Origin of the sequence: Clostridium thailandense (genome assembly GCF_019207025.1) — a bacterium.
Classification (GTDB): Bacteria; Bacillota; Clostridia; order Clostridiales; family Clostridiaceae; genus Clostridium_AM; species Clostridium_AM thailandense.
Genome location: NZ_JAEEGC010000034.1, coordinates 12,250 through 30,922, shown reverse-complemented (window position 1 = coordinate 30,922; position 18,673 = coordinate 12,250). Strand labels below are relative to the sequence as shown.

Genomic DNA, 18,673 nt, shown 5'->3' with positions numbered 1-18,673 from the left:
GAGGCTTTTAAAAAAGCTCATGTTCTTTTGTTTCGCAGGGTTACTCTCTGCTTAAGCGATGTTTTGCATTATCAATGCTTTCATTTATTATAAGTTTTTTAAGTTTAGTCTTCATTATTATACCTCCACCTTTGAATATTTCTTAAGTTCTGAGGTAATAAGGATAATAGTCACTATAACTGATAATATTTCTGCACAGGGTCCTGCATACAGAACTCCTAAAACACCTAGAAACTTAGGTAAAATTATCATAAACGGCACTATAAAAAAGGTCTGCTTACATAAGGTAAGTAACATTGCTTTTGCAGGATTACCTATTGCTTGAAAGAAAACACAGGTTGTAAGCTCAAAACCTATAAACATACAAAGCATCAAAAATATCTTAAAGGATTTTAATGCAAATTCATTATATAGTGCATTATTTTGACCAAATAGATTTACTATGCTTTGCGTAAAGAATTGAAATATAATAAATCCTATTATTGATACAACAGTTGATATTTTTATAAGCATAAAATAGGTATCTTTCACACGTTTAAAATTCTTAGCACCGTAATTATATCCAAGTATTGGCTGACCACCTATAGCTATGCCTATTACAACCCCTAATAGAAGTTCATTTACCTTCATTACAATACCAATTGCTGATATAGGAATATCACTTCCATAAATTGATTGAGCTCCATAAAGTTTAAGCATATTATTGCTTACTATTATTATTATAGTTACTGCTACTTGCGTGATTAAACTCGACATTCCCAAAAGCATTATTGCCTTACTTATCTTTGTATCAATTTTCAAATGTTCCCTTTTGACCTTTATATTTTTAAACTTCTTAATATACCTTAGAGAAATCGTGCAGGATAAGATTTGTCCTATTATTGTCGCTATAGCAGAACCTTTAACCCCCATAGCAAAATGAAATATGAGTATAGGATTCAAAACAATATTTATGACAGCTCCAAGTATCATGGCCAGCATCGAATATTCCGGACTGCCATCTGCACGTATTATTGAATTTAAGCCTGCTGCTAAAATCATAAAGGGAAATCCTATTAGAATTATTCTCATATAATCTAGTGCTATAGAAATGTTAGTGCTTGTAGCTCCAAAGCTCCATAGTAACTTTTCCATAAAAATATATCCAACTGCTAAAAAGACCAAACCTAAAAGCACCATCAAAATAATTGCATTACCTATTGCTTTAGCGCCCTCTTCTTTGTTTTTCTCTCCTAATTTTATACTGTAAAAAGCAGCCGCTCCATCTCCTAAAAGCAATGAAAAACCTAAGGCTAAAACTACAAGTGGAAAAGTTATATTGGTAGCTGCATTACCAATATAGCCTATCCCTTGACCGATAAAAATCTGGTCAACAATACTGTAAAGAGCATTGACTACCATTGCAAGCACGCAGGGAATAGAAAACTTCATAATAAGCTTGCTTAACTTTTCATTTTCAATATGATTTTCACTAATTTTTATACTCTTTTCGCTCACTGATATACACCTCTTTCAGACTTCGTATAGATATCACTTCCAGACACTTAACTTATGCGCAGGTATGTGTCGGCCGTATCTATACTTGAAAGAATAATACATCCAGTAACTGGAGAGTCAATACTTATTTTAATTATTGGCTCTGAAATATAACAACAGAAAGACTCATACCAACACTTCTTATCAGTGATATGAGTCCTTTTTCTTATATTATTTTATTATTATCTTTTAATTAGAGGAAATGCTATAACATCTTTTATGCTATAAGAGCCCGTAAGAAACATTATCATTCTATCAATACCAATTCCTAATCCTCCAGTAGGTGGCATTGCAGTATCAATAGCAACAGCAAATTCCTCATCCATTGGACTAGCTGTCTCAAGCCCAGCTCTTAGTTTTGACGCTTGTTCATGTAAAAGTATTCTTTGCTTTAATGGATCATTAAGTTCTGAATAAGCGTTTCCAAGCTCAACACCATAAGCATAGGGTTCAAACCTTTCAATTAAATCCGAATTATGTCTATGAACCTTACATAATGGAGAAGATTCTTCAGGAAAGTCTATAACAAAGGTTGGTTGAATTAATTTCTTTTCAGAATATACTTCAAACAAATTAACTATTAATTCTCCCTTTGAACATTCATCAATAACTAATCCCTCATTTTGACTTTCTATTAAGAGCTCATTATCTTTAATGCTTTTAATAATTTCTTCCCTGGTAATTCTCTCAACATCGATTCCTGTATCCTTTTTTACAAGGTCACACATCTTCTCTCTCTTCCACGGAGTTTTAAAATCAATTTCTACGTCTCCATATTGAAGCTTTGTTGTTCCATTAACTTTATTGAATACATATTCATATATATTTTCCATAAGTTCCATCATATCATTATAGTCAGCATAAGACATATAACATTCAAACAAGCTAAATTCTGGATAATGTGTTCTGTCAATTCCCTCATTTCTAAATGCTCTTGCAAAGGTATAAACTCTTTCAATTCCTCCAACTATAAGTCTTTTTAAATATAATTCTGGAGAAACATTCATATACACATTACAATCCAATGCGTTAACAAAGGTTGTAAATGGCTTTGCTTCTCCTCCGCCGTATTTAGTATCCAGAATAGGAGTATCTGCCTCAATAAAGTTTAAATTGTTTAAATATTCCCTGATAGCTGTTATCCCTTTTGAACGTTTAATAAATCGTTCTTTAACCCCCTCATTCATTATCATATCTAATGAACGATGCCTTTGCCTTAAGTCAGTATCTTGTATACCGTGATATTTTTCTGGAAGTGTTCTAATGGACTTTGACAATAATTCAAACTGATTTACTCTAATAGTGATTTCATCTGTCTGTGTCTTAAATACAGCTCCAATAACTCCAATAATATCTCCTACATCAATTAATTTTAAGATTTTATAACTTTCAGCACCTATTAACTTTTTACTTAAGAATATTTGTATATTTCCTTTTTCATCTATAATATTAGCAAATGTAGCATTTCCCATCCTTCTTATTAGCATAACTCTTCCTGCTAATGTGAATTCTTGTTCCTCTTTTATATTTTCAAAGTTATCCAAAATATCCTTAGTATGAGTTATATCTTTGTAGCTATAAGGATATGGATTAACTCCTAATTCATAAAGCTTATTTAACTTTTTAACTCTTTCCACTACAAATTCATTTGAATCTGGCATTATCTTTTCTAAGTTTTCTATACTTTCAAATTCCTTATACATTTTAGCTATACCACCTTTAAATATTTATTTATGATTTAGTAGATTTTTGCACAAATAAAAAAACCTTCACCTCCAAGATTTTAATCTTGAGGACGAAAGTTATATCTTCGTGGTACCACCTCAGTTTATCCATATGTCACCATATAGACCTTTTCAAGTACATAATTAATTTTATACTCTATAACTTATAACGGGTTATACCGTCACAGCCTACCCCTGAAACCAGACTCGGTGTGCAACTCTGAGACCTTTTTCAATAAAAAATCCGTGCTCATTCTCACCTTATAGAGCTCTCTGTAAATTCATATATTTATCTACTCTTCTCTTCATAGTCTTTAAAAAATTATAACATAGAAAAACTACATATGTCCATACTTCAAATCAACTTACTTTATTGATACTCAATGCTCAATATTATGAGCACTTACTCGACTTTTTAGATTTAAGCATGATTGTAGTATACATTGTGTGCTAAAAATTTATCTTTTTCCTTCTCATTCCTACATTTAAAATTAAACCTATAGCTACAAAATTACAAAGCGCAGAACTTCCGCCATAGCTTATAAACGGAAGAGTTATCCCTGTTATTGGCATAATTCCTACAGTCATCCCTATATTCTGCAGGATAGAAAATACTAAAGCACCAAAAGACCCGACACATACTACTGTACCTGAAATATCCTTTGAGTTCTTTCCTATTTTAATAATTCTGACCATAACTATAGCATATACAGCTAATAATGCCACAGTTCCTGAGAGTCCCCATTCACTACCTACTACAGCAAATATAAAATCCGTGTGTGATTCAGGTATGAAATCACCTTGTATATAAGTGCTTTTATTAAATCCTTGTCCCATCAAACCGCCACTGCCAATAGCAATCTTAGATTGTGACACCTGAAGATTAGTACCTGATAAGTCTGAATCTTGGCTAATAAAAGAAGTTAACCTCTGCTTTTGATACTCCTTTATTAATCCAAAATTCCAAGCTACAGTTACAATTACAACTAATGCTAGCAAACCTGAAAGCATCATTTTTAAATCTAATTTACAAATAAACAGAATCGACAGAACTGTAAAAAATACTATTAAAACTAATCCTAAATCTGGAGCAATAAGAATTAATATAGTTGGTATTATAGAATATATAAATAAAGTACATAAATTTTTAAAGTTGTTTATTTCACCATTCATTTCTTGTATTTTCTTAGCAAGCATTAAGGTTATTGTAAGCTTACAAAATTCACCTGGCTCAACCGCTACACTCCCCAATTGTATCCATACCTTGGCCCCATTGATTGGACTAGTAAAAAAATATGTATATACTAATAGAACTACATTAAACCAATATGCAAAATCAATATAGCAAATAAATTTACTATAATCTATACATAAAATTATATATACAATAAAAATACTAATTAAAATCCAGATCATTTGATGATTAAAAAAATAATATCCATTTTTCCTATTGGTAACACTATAGATATTCATTAATCCAAATACGGAAAGTATCATTACAAAAAAAATGAGAATAAAATCTAATTCTCTAATTAATTTAAAATTCAGCTTAAGTTTTTGAATAATTAACATAAGTTCTGTACTCCTTATAACCATTATGTAGTTTAATAAATAAAGCAGATCGGTTACACAAAGCAAGTAGTCTACTTTCGCTATTAAACTCTATTAATTATTTTATCACCATCTTAAGCTTTACATTATGAATTTTTAGTAACTTTTTTCTTTTACCTATAGATATCTTGAAGGATTATCTAAAATTTTCATATAGACTAGTTCCCTTCTAACTACCATGACATTAGAACCTTCAGATTGCGGGCAAGTAAATCATAATCTTCTATAAAACTAATCAATTCCAATTTTTTATAGGTTATTTCCGACAATTCTTCCAATGGCGTTTCATCTAATATCTTTCTCGTTTCCCACTCATCAAATTCAGTAATATCTTCTACATTCCTGATATGCTTCTTATTTACAGGACAAATAATTTGGCATCGCAAGCATCCTATCAAGCAATTATGCCACTTCGAATCCAGATCCTTTGAAAAATCTTCTTTACTTTCATTTTGTAATGTAATACATTTATTCGAATGAATTATAAATCTGTCCTTTGCTATTGCTCCTGTTGGACAGTTTTTCAGGCACAAGTCGCAATTCTTGCATGTATCCATAGTAACAGAATGTTCTTGCCAGGCGTCATTTTCACAGGGCATATCTGATATATATGCTCCAAGCCAATAAAAGCTGCTTTCACCATTTATATAACAAATATTATTTCTTCCATATACACCCAAACCACTTTTTACTGCTGTAAGTTTACATGGAATATTTAACTTAATTACCTTGAAATTTTCATAAGAAAGTACCTTCTCAAGAATTGCAGTTACTTCAGCTATCTTCTTATGTTTTTCCTCAAATTCACTGCTTGCATTTAATAGATACATTGGCGGCATAATTACAGAATGTTTTTTTGAATCTAATGTGAAATGTATTCTTGCTATTGGTTGCGGAACTGCTATAACTATAATTGATTTTGCTTCTAGAAGGTTCTTTGAATTTTCATAGTAAAACTTGTCTAAGTATTTTCCTATATAAGTATCAACATCCTCATAAGTCTGTTTTGTATTCTCTAGTTCGGATTGTATTGCTTCTATATTTGTAAAAGAAATAACTTGTGCTTTAAAGCCGTATCCTTCAATCTTCTTTATAAAGTCACTAACATAGCTTTTCATATATTTCCCTCCTCTATTAGCATAATGTAACTATCATTTTTACATAATATAGTTACACTGATATAATAAAATAATAACACCTATCCTAGTAACGGTCAACATCATAAAAGGAGGTTACATAGAATGGATTTTTTATGCATGGATTTTATTAATAGTCAATGGTACAAAACACATAAAACTTTTACAGACCCTTTAAAGGATGAAAATTGGTTCAAAAATTTTTATTTAAAGTGGAATTTATCATTTACTAATATACCTGATAAAGAAATGATTGATAGATTACTGGAGCTTAGAGACTTTTTAAGTTGCATTACAGATAATCTATATGCAAAAAAAACAATAGCTTCAAAAGATATAAATAAATTAAATGAATATCTTAAAGCTTTCTCGTTTTATAAGGTATTAAAAAAAGAACAAAATAAGTTTTATTTAAAAACTATTCCACTTAAATCTGATTTACATTTGATTATATTTGAAATTATTTCTTCTTTTATTGATATGATAACCAAATATGATATTGAAAGGATTAAGCTTTGCGAAAATCCCGATTGTAAATGGATTTTTTATGATGAAAGTAAAAGCCACACAAGAAAGTGGTGTGACAATACTTGTGCAACTCTTATAAAGGTTCGTAGATTTAGAGAAAATAAAAAACATGGTCAAATAAAAAAATAAATTATAAAAAATATAGGAAATAATTTTATACTAAGCTGTTTTTGAAGGCCTTATCTTTAAAACAGAACTTTTAAATGAACGTTTAGTTCCAGTTATATATTCAGAAAATGGAAAATAACTAATAAATTTTATAATAACAGGGGTTGTTAATGATGTTATAACTAAAGCAAAAATTCCCACTATAAGATAGTTTCTAGTATTAAGTACTAGCATCGTTATATTAACTACATAGTTTATAACGATAATATGTGCCATGTATGAAGTAAAGGAATAATCACTAATAAATTTCATTAGCTTATAAACTTTATTTTTTTCTTTCAGACTAAGAGCAATTAAATAGAATGTTAATACTGAAAATACCATATATGATAAGGATAGAAACCTTATAAACCTAATCTTTTCTATTTCATTTAAATAAGCGTATATCAATGATATCCCATATATTATAAAAACAATAGCTCTATACTGTATAAGTTTCTTTTTAATATATTCATAGTTTAAAGCTAAGTAAATCCCTAATATAAAGTAAAGATACCAAAACAAAACAGATATATTTATAATTCTTTGTTGTATATCAGTTGGTGTTCCAAATATAAGTTTCCCTACATTATCAGATATAGTATTTTGGATTCTTGATACTGGATAATATAGACAAACTAACAATATAAAAATACTTGTCCTAATTTTGACATTCATCAAATGTACTTTTTTTGCAATACAAAGAATGATAGGAAACATAAAAAAAACTCTTATAACCATACCCATATACCAAAAATGGTATGCAGCATTCCCTGCAATTAGTTGGATCAAGAAATTATTAAACCTTTCCTTATTATCCAACATAATCATATTGATTGCCGACCATACAATATAAGGTATCAATAAATATTTTATTCTTTTGAAATAATAGCTTTTACATTCAAATTTTTCTGAATGTGTATAAAATAAAGCTACTGCACTTATAAAAAGAAAAATTGGTACTGCTACTTTAGCAATTACATATGTTAACTTCATTATAGCAAAACTGGCATAAGGAAGTCCTTTAATATTAGAAAATCCTCCTAAAGTATGTTGAGTAACAACAAAAACAAATGCTATAGCTCTTAAAATATCGATTTCATGTAACCTTTCTTGTCTCACATCTAAACCCTCTTATTCTACTTAAATTTCAATTTAAAACACTATTAATTATTTTATTGGAACTATTAATTCAGTCACATAATTTTCTTCATCTGATGTGTTTATTATATCTACAAGATAATTATCTATAGGCTCACCGTAAACTTCAAATCCATTTTCATAAATGTATTTGAATATCTTTCTATAAGTATCTATCATATTATCATAGCTTCCATAATGAATAGCAGTAATAGCTTTAAATCCTCCAAATTTTCTAACTAAACCCTTTATTTCTCTTTCTTCAGATACGGCTATACAAACTTCAATATCATATTCCTCCTTTTCTTTTTCCTCAAAGTCAATACAATCATCATAATATATAGCCATAGCATTCTTTGTAATATGAAAATTGTTTCTTTCGACTAATGAAATCAATTTGCAGTATCTAACCGTAAATTCTTCAATAGTACAAGGTCCTTTACTTCTAAGATAAGCAATATAAGAAATAGGAATCTCTTTTATCTCAATTTTAAAGTCCTCATGTTTTTTCTTTTCTTTCTTACTTTCTTTAATGCAAAACTGTAATTTTTCTTTTAACATTTTTAAATCATTAATTTTATTATCAATCTCTATACATTTTTCATTAATTTTTCTTGTGTTGTATTCTAAATCTTCTCTGCCTAAAAGCACTTTTATTTCCTTTAATGAAAAACCTGCTTCTTTAAAATGCTTTATTACAAGCACCAAAACCAATTGATCATTTGAATAATATCTATAATTACTATCTGGATCAATTCTTCGTGGTATTAATAATTCTATTTCATCATAATAGCGCAGTGTTTTTATTGGAATATTACATATTTTTGATACTTCTCCTATTTGATAAAATTCTCTACTTTTGCCCATTCTATTAATCGCCTCCTATGTAAACATTATAAAAAGGGATTGTTGAGTGCAACATCCCTTTTACATTAACATTAAAACTCATTTTCATATCTTTTAAAGAACTCATAATATGTACGCACATTTTCTAATTCTGTCCATTTTTTCACATCAACTGGATTTTCATCAAGATCATATATTTTTGCTCCACGAAGGGCAAGTAGAAATGGAGAATGTGTTGATATAATAAACTGACAACCTAGAAATCGTGCAAAGTCCTCGATAAATCTTACTAATTCCAGCTGACGTTTTGGAGAAAGACTGTTTTCAGGCTCATCCAATATATATAATCCATTTTCATCTATTTTTTCAATAAAATATCGAAATGCACTTTCTCCATTTGAATATTCCCTCACATTATCCATCAGTTCATTTCTCACAAATCGTGACTGAGTTTTACTTCTAGCCATATTTACCTTCTTTAGTTGTTCATAGTCTGCCATAGACTTCATTTGGAAATTAGAATATTTCGCATCCAAATATTCTTCAAAGATTTTTTCCCGTTTTTGGTCAATCCCTTCATTAAGGTTACGAATATTCAACATATAATCGAATACATCATCACTTGTTATAATTCTACTATTTTCAGGAATATCATCATCTTCAAGCTGCATCTCACACATATTGACATAGTTAGAATAGAAATTAGATTTGTTGTAGATAGAATCTCTAATTATTCCCGTTTTTTCTGCTATAACATTTAATGCCGTAGATTTTCCCGAACCATTTCCACCATATAAAATAGTAATTGGTGCAAAATCAATTCTTTCAAAACCATTTCTTGATAATATCTTAAATGGATAAAATGAGTCATAGCATGTTCTTTTTTCCTCTATTAAAAAATCAAATTCCATATCATCATTTGGAAATATAAAGACATTTAAATAAACCATTATTATCTTCCTTATCATTTAACTTTGTATGTATATTATACTATACTAAAAACTATAAATGTTGTTTGCAACATCATTAATAAACTACTATTTATCCCTATTAGTATATATTTCCCAAGATAATTATAATATGTAAGGTCAAATCTGTAAATGCCATTTCCGGAGCATAAGTTAAATGTCGGCCGTGGGTGTCTATAAAAAAACGTCAGATCCTTTGTTTTTCTGAAACTTCATATACATTGAATTAGTAGGACAGGAAGAGCTGCTGAAAAAGGCTTCATTTGTATGTTTATTGATTTAAAAGGCGAACTAACCTTGAAATAAATAGAAAAAATGCAAAATTGAAAATACCTAGAAAAGATTTTACATAAGCGGATTAATCGACTGCTATTAAAAATGATAGTTATCAATAACAAAACAGAAACCAGACTACCCATGATATTAAATTAGGTACTCTGGTTTCTATACTTTTATGAACCTGTTTTTCAAATACTATTCACCTTAAACAATTTCCTAAATGTGACACATAAATCTTTAAATTTAATTTGACTAATTAACTTTGTAACTCAATCCTCACTATAGTAAGAAAAATTCTTTTTATAAATTTACACTTAATTCTTAATTGATTTGAATTTAAAACTTACTGACTATTTTATTCTCTTTCTAACCTAAAAACTTCTTGACCTAGAAAAATACTTAATTATTGAATCTTTAAATAAACAAAATACACATAAGTTTAATCTAGACTAAAACTAAAATTACTGAGTTAGAACTTTTTAAAAATAGATTTAACTTGAGACTTTGACTTAAAAATTAACTTAATCACACATTTTGGTTAACCTACTGTTTTGGTGGACTCACCCCTTTTCTTCGATATTTACTTTTAGCTTTAAAATACTCACCTGTAAAACTAAAAGTATGTTTTGGTTAATATTTTTTAGTAACTAATTAGTTATCTTGATACTATTATAATGTCCTGCATCAAACTTGTCAATATAGTTTTTATATTTTAAATATTAAGATTATATTAACAAGCATCTTGACGCAGACATATTCGCTCTACCTATTCATATTCTTCTTGATTATCTAAAATTACTTGATTTCCAAGTTCTTTATCTGCTTTATACCAGATGGCATAAATAACCGGAAGTACCAGCAAAGTCAATATAGTTGCAATCAATATACCACCACTCATTGCCGCTGCCATCGGCCCCCAAAAAGAATTTGTAATTAATGGTATCATCCCCATGATTGCGGCTACAGCCGTTAACATAATGGGTCTAAACCTCAAAATAGTCGAATTGATAATAGCATCACGTATGGACTCCCCTTTCTTAATATGTTTTCCAATTTGATCGACCAAAATAACAGTATTTCTTATGATAATTCCCATTAGCGCTAAAATACCCAGTACCACAACAAAACCCATCTGACTTTTAAATACGACTAAAGCTAATGTAACTCCGATTATTCCAAGTGGTGCGGTAAGTAATGTCATTATCATTTTAGGTACATTTTGAAGCTGAAACATCAACAGTACGATGATTAAAGTTATCATAAAGGGAACTACCATTCTAACCTGAGCTAATCCTTTCTGACTTCTTTCAAGGGCGCCGCCAATGTCTATACTATATCCGAAAGGAAGCTTGTTTCTAAAGGATTCAAGTTGGTTATATATATTCGTAGCAGCATCATTTCCGGTTGTCCCCGGCAGTACTTCGGCCTGAACCGTTATAGTCGGTTTTAAATCCCTTCTTCCTATCAAACCATCTTCAGCGTTATAACTTATTTGAGCGACTTGGTCTAAAGGAACAGAACCTCCACTAGGTAATGTGATATTTAAATTCTTCACATAACCCAGATCGCGGCTGTTAGCCGAGTCCATTTTCAGTACAATATCTACAGTTTTATCATTTTGTCTGAATTGTGATAATGTGCTTCCTGATAGTTGTCCCTGCAGGGCTGCGGAAATCTGCTGGCTATCTATACCAAGCATTCTGGCTTTATCCTGATCCACTTTAACAGACATAACTTTTGTTTTTTCAAACCAGTCGAAATTTATATTGTACAATTTAGGATTAGCAGCCATAGTATCACGTACCTTTTCTGCAATTTGACGTACTTTATCACTATCGTAGCCTGTAACACGGATCATAACCGGATAGTTACTAGGTGGACCATTCTGAATGGTCTTAATGTGGCTTTGAATATTTTCAAAGCTAGTATCAAACAATTTCTGGACGCTCTTGCTTACACGTTCTCTTGCAGCAACATTCTTCGTCAATATGACAAACTGTGCAACATTGGTATTCTGTGACACAGGCTCCATGGATAATACGAACCGTGGAGAACCCATTCCAACATAATAAGAGTAATTGACAATATCTTTATCTTTTTTTAAAGACTCCGATAAGCGATTGGCAGCCTCTTGCGTTGCCGTAATAGAAGAACCTTGAGGCAAAGTCATATCAACTAAAAGTTCAGGTCGTGTTGCAGATGGGAAAAATTCTTTAGGAACAGAATGAGACAGTGTGTAACCAGAGAAGCAAAAGGATATTATTGTTACCACAATCACAAATTTGCGATGATTTAAGCACCAGTTCAAAATTTTTCTAAATATATTATAAAATTTGGTATCATATACATCATCATTTTTCTTTTTGCTATCTTTAATTTTGATTAAATCAAAGCCCAATACTGGAACAAAGCATACTGAGATAATCCATGAGAAAAGCAAGGCCATAGTAACCACGCTGAATACACTTCCTGTATATTCAGATGCACTTCCTTTTGAAAAACCTACAGGAGTAAACGCAGCACAGGTAATCAAAGTTCCGGTGAGCATTGGAAAAGCCGTTGAGGTAAAAGCAAAACAACCGGCTTTAAACCTATCCCATCCCTCCTCCAGCTTAACTGACATCATTTCAATGGCTATAATTGCATCATCAACCAGCAAACCAAGGGCAATTATTAAAGCTCCCAGTGAAACTTTATGCAGCGGAATCCCTGAAAAGTACATTGCTACAAACACCCCTGCAATTACTAGAGGTATAGATATGGCCACAACTAATCCAGTTCTGAGTCCCAGACTTACAAAACTCACGATCATTACAATAGCCAGTGCCAGGACAAAGGTTTCTAAGAAATCATTAATGGATTCTGTGACAGCTTCGGGCTGATTTGCCACCTGATCTATACTCAAACCAAGAGGTAAATCCTTTTTAATTTGAAGTAGTGTTTTATCTAAATTTTTACCTAAGCTTAGAACATTGCCACCCTGCTCCATGGAAATTGCAATTCCTATTGCCTGCTTTCCATTATAAAACATTTTAGGATCAGGTGGGTCAGAGTAACTTCGTGTAATGCTCGCAATGTCTCCTAGGCGAAAAGTCTGGCCGCCCGCTTTAATGGGCAAATTAGAAATTTTGTTTACGTCATCGAACATTCCACTCACTCGAAGATATACATTGTCTGTGGAAGTCTGAATCATCCCTGCTGGTATAACAGAATTCTGTGCCTGAAGAGTGCTGGCAATGATATTCGGAGTAATACCAAGCTGTGCCATTTTAGTATTTTCTACCTGAATGAATATTTTTTCCGTCTGAACACCAATCAACTCCACCTTCTTAACGTCCTTCACATCCAGCAAGGTTCTTCGAATATTTTCCGCTTTTTCTCTCATTTCTTCATAAGTATATCCATCAGATGTCAATGCATAAATACATCCGTACACATCATCGTATCGGTCATTAAAATTGGGGCCTACTATATTCGATGGCAAAGAACCTTTCATATCATTAATTTCATTCCGTACCTCAACCCAGGTGTCCCTAATTTTATCAGTAGGTACTTCATCTTTTAAATCAATAAAAATAACCGCTTTTCCAGGCATCGAATAGCTTTTTATGTAATCTTTACTAGGAATATCCTGAAGCTTCTTTTCTATTTTATCGGTAAGTTGCTGTTCAACCTGACTTGCAGTTGCACCTGGCCAAGCGACTGTAATGTACATTTCCCGTATGGTAAACTCAGGATCCTCATTTCTTCCAAGCTTAGGATATACAAAAATCCCTGCTGCAACTATTATAAAGGCTAAAAAATAAATAAGTTGTTTTCTATTAAGGCACCATTTTGTCAAATTGAAACGCTTCACTATTTATCACTTCCTATTCTTACTTTCTGACCTTCACGCAATTTGGTTACACCAGCTGTTACCACCACATCTCCTTCGCTTAAGCCAGAAGTTACTGTAACCTGATCGCTGCTCAAATCCTCTACGGTAATGTTTTTTAAGGCTACTTTATCTTCTTTAACAATCCAAACTGAAGGAGATGAATCCTTTTGATAGACAGCAGCAAGTGGTATCCACATTTTTCCGTAAGAATTATTATCACTAATAGAAACGTTCGAAGACATTCCAATTTTAATACTGGAAGTCGGATCAATAAGACTTATTCTAACTTTGTAAGTACGGGATGCATCATTGGCTACAGGAGAAACTTCCCTTAGAGTACCCTTCTCTTTTACATCTGGTAAAGCCCAAAGTTTCACATTGATTTCTTTGGCACTTTTTAATTGGTCGATTCTGTTTTCAGGAACATTGATTTCCACTTCTAATTCACTATTCTGTACAAGGGTAACAAGCTTCTGTCCAGCTGCAACAACCTGACTTTCTTCAGCATCAACACTTTCGACTACTCCTGATTTATCCGCTTGCAATTTACAATAACTCAATTGATTCATGCTTTGAGTATATTGTGCATTTGCCTGTTCTAAAGCATCCTTCGCAGTACTATCCGAGTTAACATAATTATCATGTTCCGCTTGAGATATGAATCCATTCTTATAAAGTTGTTCATAGCGCTTTAAATTATCTTCTGCCAATTTGTATTTAGATTCCGCTGATGAAACCAACGCCTCATTATTTTTTACTATTTGTTCTATATCTCTAGAATCCAGTTCCATCAGAACTGTTCCTTGTTCTACCTTATCTCCTACCTCCACATTTTTCTTTACAATCTTTCCACCCACTTGAAATGCCAATTGGCTTTTATATCGAGGTTGTACTACTCCAGCATACACATACTGCGAATCTTTATTTGAAGCAGATATTTTGAGTGTTTTTACAACAGGCGGCTGCAAAACTGCATTTTCTTGCTTTGAATTGAGTTTCTCTATTTTTGAAATTAGACTTGAGACGGCTGAATCATGTATTTTCCCTCTATTTGTAATATTCTTTAAAATCAAGATACACACAACCAATATACCCAGTACTATCAGAATTCTTTTTTTCTCTTTAAGTTTTATTTTAATCCCCTCCCTATTTATTAAATGTTTTAAAAACTTTTCTTGTCCACTCACTAAATTAAAATATCATTTACATCCTTTCCTTGAATAATCCAACAACGTGTTGTATATTATAATTATATATTGGTTAAATTTATACATCAACCAACACACATGAACCAAATGTTGGAAAATGGAAAGGATAGAAAATACATGATGAACAAACAGCCGAAAGTAACTGAACAGACAAAGAAAAATATTGTGCAGGCATTCTGGAAACTCTTTAAAAAGAAAAGACTCGACCAGATCACTGTAAAAGAGATATCCGATATAGCCGGATATAATCGAAGCACGTTTTATGTGTATTTCACAAATATTAGAGATATTCTGGAACAGGAAGAAGAAATACTGTTGTCCTATATTCAAGAAAATACAAGTAAAGTACTGTTTCCGAATCTGGTCAAGGGCATGAAACCGGAACCAACTCAATTATTTTTTTATACGAAAAGAGAATATCTTAAAATATTGCTAGGTGAAAATGGCGATCCCCAATTTTTAAGAAAACTAAAACGAACAATTTTTCCTGTGGCGTTTAAGGCGTGGGGTCTTCAACAAGACAACAGTCATGATGGCTATATCTTTGATTTCTGCTTTTCTGCAGTACTGTCTTCAATGCTTCATTGGTATGAGCACGACGATCTTACCATCGATGAATTATTTATCATGATATGGAGAATGCTGACTCAGGGTATTTTATCTGATATCAAAAATACTGCTGATTTTTGATATAACAAAAATACTTCATTTTTTAGGTTCATCTTTCATCTAGTAGCAATTTTGGACAGTAGAAATAAAACCCAAAAGATGTGGAGATATCCACTTATCTTTATGGTAAATAAGTTGAGCAGAAATATTATAGTTTGTTGAATAAGAAATTCTCTCTATAGAATGATTATCTAATTCTTTTTGTACAGTAAACTTAGGAAGTAAGCATACACCTAGGTCACTTAATGCAGTTTCCTTAATGACCTGAATACTACTGGTCTCTAAGATGACTTTAGGAACTATCGAGGCATCTATTAGTGAATTTTCGAAGCGTTTACGATAGCAGCAATCTTTCTGTGTTAGAATTATGGGAACGTCTTTAAAATCATATATTGTTACATCTGTTTTTGCAGTAAGCCAATTTTCCTTTGTTGCTAAAATACAGACAGGTTCATCTTTAATAAATGCAGTAACTGTGGAATTTGTACTAATTGGTATATCTAATATAAAAGCAATTTACTATTAGAACTTAAAATAGAGGGGGATATAATGAAAGAGGATATAAGAAAAAAAGCTTTAGGTTTAGGCGCTGATGTTTGTGGTTTTACAAGCACCTTAAGATTTGATCAAGCACCAAAAGGATTTCATCCTTGTGATATCTATGGTAATTGTAAATCCATAATAGTAATTGGCATGGCTTTACCAAAAGGCCTGCTTGAAATTAAACCAGATTTGATATATGGACATTTTAATTATAAGACTTGCCAAAAAGTCGACAAGATTGTATTGATGATCTCAAAAATAATCGAAGATTTACATGATGAAATAGCAGTTCCAATGCCATGTGACGGCCCCTATGAATATTGGGACAGTAAAAAAATGGAGGGACGAGGCCTGATTGCTATGAAGCATGCAGCTGTTAACGCCGGCATTGGAACCTTGGGAAAAAATACTTTGCTTATTAATAAGAATTACGGGAACAGATTAATCATAGGCACAATATTAACAAATCTTGAATCACAATATATAAACATATCAATTTTTTCTTCATAACCTAAACCTCACTTAAAACTCCATAATCATTTCATTTAACCCATTACCACCAGGTATAATTGGTAAAACATTTGCCTCTTTTTCAATTATAAACTCTATAAGTGTAGGCCCTTTCTTATTAGCTTTTGCCTCTTCAAATGCTTTTATAATATCTTCTATTTCATTAACTCTGATACCTTTTACATCATAACTTTGCGCAAGTTTTAAAAAATCAGGATTATATTCTGGACATCCAATATCGGTATTTTTACAATTCCTCTCACAACTCTTTCTATATCTTAAACACGTACTAGAATATCTTTTTTTATAAAACATTTCCCGCCATTGACGTACATTTCCCAGGCAGGAATTATTAAATATGCATAAAATTAATGGAAGCTCTAATGCAACAGCTGTAGCCATTTCCTGAATATTCATTTGCATACCGCCATCTCCTGAAATACAAATAACATCTTTATCTGGATTGCCAAGCTTTGCACCTATAGCTGCTGGCAAACCATATCCCATGGTTCCAAATCCGCCAGATGTGATAATCTTCCTGTTCTCATCTAATTCCAGATACTGTGTTGCCCAAAGCTGATTTTGTCCAACATCAGTGACAACTACTGAATTTTTAAACATTTCATTAATTTTCTTTATGATTATTTCTGCTGTCATTCCTTGATATTGGTTCATATTTATTGGATAAGATTTTTTCCATTCCTCTATTTCTTTTACCCATGAATCTATATCTGGAGATACCACTTTCTTAAGCATAATATCAATTGCTTTCTTTGCATCTGCCACAATAGGTATTTGAGCCTCAATGTTTTTTGATATTGAATCAATATCAATATGAATAATAACAGCACCCTTTGCAAATTCACTAACCTTTCCTGTTATTCTATCATTATTCCTGTTGAATATCCTTTGGAAGATCTACAATAACTGGTCCTGGTCTTCCGGTCCTTGCAATATAAAACGCTTCTTTAATGGTTTTCCACAAATTTTTTCTGTCACGTACTATTACTGCATATTTAGAAATGTTTTTACTGATACCTACAATGTCTACCTCTTGAAATGCGTGTTTTCCAATTAAGTTTGTTGGTACTTGTCCTGTAAAACAAACTAACGGAACACTATCATAATTAGCAGTAGTAATTCCTGTAACAAGATTTGTTGCCCCAGGACCCTTGACACAAGACATACGCCTACTTTACCGGTAGAACGTGCATAGCCATCAGCTGCATGAATCAATGCTTGCTCATGCCTTGGCAAAATAACTTCAATACCTGAATCATAAAGAGCATCAAATAAATCAATTGCCATTCCCCCTGGATAAGCAAAAATCTTATCTACTATTTCTTAACTTTATAGCTCCTATATCTTTTCAATTCCACTTACAAAAATATCTACACTCTTATCTATATATTCCTGTTTTTCAATGCTTGTTAGCTTATTTTCAAAAGAAGCTTTTAAAAATATAAAACCAAAATTCATTGATAAAAACATTAAGGCTAAACATTCAAAATTTGTATCTGCAATTTTATTTTTTTCATACATCTTCTCAAAGTACTTCTGTAGCGATTTTTTAAATATTTCTGGTATCTCCATAATCTTAGGAGCAATATCCTCATAAATCTGTGGTGCTCTAAGTCCAATTGAAAGTTTTACAAGTTCTGATGTTACATTTTCTAAGTATTTACTAGCGAACATCTTTAAATCAGGTTTCAATTCCCAAACACATTGTTCAAAAGTATCAAAAGAAATATGAGGTTCCCACTTTTTCTCATTCAACGCACAAAGTACAATATCCTTCTTGCTCTTAAACTTCCTAAAAATAGTACACTCATTTACCTTTGCTAAATTAGCAATATCTTTTGTAGTTGTTGCAGAATACCCCTTTTTCTTAATAAGCTCAATTGCAGCATTCATAATTTTCCATTGTGTGTCATCTATCATCTTTTCCTCC

Annotated in this window: 14 protein-coding genes, 1 pseudogene and 1 other annotated feature; of the genes and pseudogenes, 3 read left to right on the top strand and 12 right to left on the bottom strand. The window is 31.6% G+C overall.

The genetic code is table 11. The features are described 5' to 3' along the window. Positions 1 to 117: 117 nt before the first annotated feature. The 4 genes from I6U48_RS07950 to I6U48_RS07935 all read right to left on the bottom strand — a co-directional run bounded on the left by I6U48_RS07950 (position 118) and on the right by I6U48_RS07935 (position 5,989). Positions 118 to 1,497, bottom strand: coding sequence for an MATE family efflux transporter (locus tag I6U48_RS07950; protein ID WP_218319877.1), 1,380 nt, complete (start codon positions 1,495 to 1,497; stop codon positions 118 to 120). A gap of 221 nt (positions 1,498 to 1,718) precedes the next feature. Next, positions 1,719 to 3,239, bottom strand: coding sequence for a lysine--tRNA ligase (gene lysS, locus I6U48_RS07945; RefSeq protein WP_218319876.1), 1,521 nt, complete (start codon positions 3,237 to 3,239; stop codon positions 1,719 to 1,721). A gap of 85 nt (positions 3,240 to 3,324) precedes the next feature. Further along, positions 3,325 to 3,578 (bottom strand) — a binding site (T-box leader). Between the two features lie 132 nt (positions 3,579 to 3,710). Beyond that, positions 3,711 to 4,832, bottom strand: coding sequence for a rod shape-determining protein RodA (gene rodA / locus I6U48_RS07940; RefSeq protein ID WP_218319875.1), 1,122 nt, complete (start codon positions 4,830 to 4,832; stop codon positions 3,711 to 3,713). A 212-nt stretch (positions 4,833 to 5,044) separates the two neighbouring features. After that, on the bottom strand, positions 5,045 to 5,989 hold the full coding sequence (locus I6U48_RS07935; RefSeq protein WP_218319874.1) for a 4Fe-4S double cluster binding domain-containing protein: 945 nt from the start codon (positions 5,987 to 5,989) through the stop codon (positions 5,045 to 5,047). Between the two features lie 123 nt (positions 5,990 to 6,112). On the opposite strand from I6U48_RS07935, the gene I6U48_RS07930 reads away from it, so the two are divergent. Continuing rightward, the gene (locus I6U48_RS07930) at positions 6,113 to 6,664 is read left to right on the top strand and encodes a CGNR zinc finger domain-containing protein (RefSeq protein WP_218319873.1); all 552 of its coding nucleotides are present in this window, start codon (positions 6,113 to 6,115) and stop codon (positions 6,662 to 6,664) included. 30 nt (positions 6,665 to 6,694) lie between these two features. On the opposite strand, the gene I6U48_RS07925 is transcribed toward I6U48_RS07930, so the two are convergent. The 5 genes from I6U48_RS07925 to I6U48_RS07905 all read right to left on the bottom strand — a co-directional run bounded on the left by I6U48_RS07925 (position 6,695) and on the right by I6U48_RS07905 (position 14,874). Next, complete coding sequence (locus tag I6U48_RS07925; protein ID WP_218319872.1) at positions 6,695 to 7,804, bottom strand: acyltransferase; 1,110 nt, start codon at positions 7,802 to 7,804, stop codon at positions 6,695 to 6,697. Positions 7,805 to 7,852: 48 nt separating this feature from the next. After that, positions 7,853 to 8,689 (bottom strand): MerR family transcriptional regulator, encoded by an 837-nt coding sequence (locus I6U48_RS07920; protein WP_218319871.1) that lies wholly within the window; start codon positions 8,687 to 8,689, stop codon positions 7,853 to 7,855. 71 nt (positions 8,690 to 8,760) lie between these two features. Beyond that, the gene (locus I6U48_RS07915; protein ID WP_218319870.1) at positions 8,761 to 9,618 is read right to left on the bottom strand and encodes an AAA family ATPase; all 858 of its coding nucleotides are present in this window, start codon (positions 9,616 to 9,618) and stop codon (positions 8,761 to 8,763) included. A gap of 1,063 nt (positions 9,619 to 10,681) precedes the next feature. Then, complete coding sequence (locus I6U48_RS07910) at positions 10,682 to 13,771, bottom strand: efflux RND transporter permease subunit (protein WP_218319869.1); 3,090 nt, start codon at positions 13,769 to 13,771, stop codon at positions 10,682 to 10,684. Beyond that, positions 13,771 to 14,874, bottom strand: coding sequence for an efflux RND transporter periplasmic adaptor subunit (locus tag I6U48_RS07905; RefSeq protein ID WP_312890932.1), 1,104 nt, complete (start codon positions 14,872 to 14,874; stop codon positions 13,771 to 13,773). The genes I6U48_RS07910 and I6U48_RS07905 overlap by 1 nt, the downstream gene beginning before the upstream one ends. A 243-nt stretch (positions 14,875 to 15,117) precedes the next feature. Between I6U48_RS07905 and I6U48_RS07900 the strand changes: the two genes are divergently transcribed. Beyond that, on the top strand, positions 15,118 to 15,690 hold the full coding sequence (locus tag I6U48_RS07900) for a TetR/AcrR family transcriptional regulator (protein ID WP_246615243.1): 573 nt from the start codon (positions 15,118 to 15,120) through the stop codon (positions 15,688 to 15,690). Positions 15,691 to 15,729: 39 nt separating this feature from the next. Here the strand turns inward: I6U48_RS07900 and I6U48_RS30460 are convergent, their stop codons facing one another. Then, the gene (locus tag I6U48_RS30460; RefSeq protein ID WP_376774539.1) at positions 15,730 to 16,131 is read right to left on the bottom strand and encodes a LysR family transcriptional regulator substrate-binding protein; all 402 of its coding nucleotides are present in this window, start codon (positions 16,129 to 16,131) and stop codon (positions 15,730 to 15,732) included. A gap of 87 nt (positions 16,132 to 16,218) precedes the next feature. Here I6U48_RS30460 and I6U48_RS07890 point away from each other — a divergent pair, with 87 nt between their 5' ends. After that, positions 16,219 to 16,722 carry an epoxyqueuosine reductase gene (locus I6U48_RS07890; RefSeq protein WP_218319868.1) on the top strand — a complete coding sequence of 168 codons (504 nt, stop codon included), beginning with the start codon at positions 16,219 to 16,221 and terminating at the stop codon, positions 16,720 to 16,722. A gap of 12 nt (positions 16,723 to 16,734) precedes the next feature. Here I6U48_RS07890 and I6U48_RS07885 read toward each other — a convergent pair. Together I6U48_RS07885 and I6U48_RS07880 are read right to left on the bottom strand one after the other, a co-directional pair. Continuing rightward, positions 16,735 to 18,063 (bottom strand): annotated as a pseudogene (locus tag I6U48_RS07885) (thiamine pyrophosphate-dependent enzyme). 18 nt (positions 18,064 to 18,081) lie between these two features. Then, positions 18,082 to 18,663, bottom strand: a complete 582-nt coding sequence (locus I6U48_RS07880) for a TetR/AcrR family transcriptional regulator (protein WP_246615241.1) — start codon at positions 18,661 to 18,663, stop codon at positions 18,082 to 18,084. Between the last annotated feature and the right edge of the window lie 10 nt (positions 18,664 to 18,673).

Coding starts and splice junctions, on each gene's coding strand:
- lysS (WP_218319876.1), bottom strand. CDS start 3,239: ATGTATAAGGAATTTGAAAGTATAGAAAACTTAGAAAAGATAATGCCA.
- rodA (WP_218319875.1), bottom strand. CDS start 4,832: ATGTTAATTATTCAAAAACTTAAGCTGAATTTTAAATTAATTAGAGAA.
- I6U48_RS07935 (WP_218319874.1), bottom strand. CDS start 5,989: ATGAAAAGCTATGTTAGTGACTTTATAAAGAAGATTGAAGGATACGGC.
- I6U48_RS07930 (WP_218319873.1), top strand. CDS start 6,113: ATGGATTTTTTATGCATGGATTTTATTAATAGTCAATGGTACAAAACA.
- I6U48_RS07920 (WP_218319871.1), bottom strand. CDS start 8,689: ATGGGCAAAAGTAGAGAATTTTATCAAATAGGAGAAGTATCAAAAATA.
- I6U48_RS07915 (WP_218319870.1), bottom strand. CDS start 9,618: ATGGTTTATTTAAATGTCTTTATATTTCCAAATGATGATATGGAATTT.
- I6U48_RS07900 (WP_246615243.1), top strand. CDS start 15,118: ATGATGAACAAACAGCCGAAAGTAACTGAACAGACAAAGAAAAATATT.
- I6U48_RS07890 (WP_218319868.1), top strand. CDS start 16,219: ATGAAAGAGGATATAAGAAAAAAAGCTTTAGGTTTAGGCGCTGATGTT.
- I6U48_RS07880 (WP_246615241.1), bottom strand. CDS start 18,663: ATGATAGATGACACACAATGGAAAATTATGAATGCTGCAATTGAGCTT.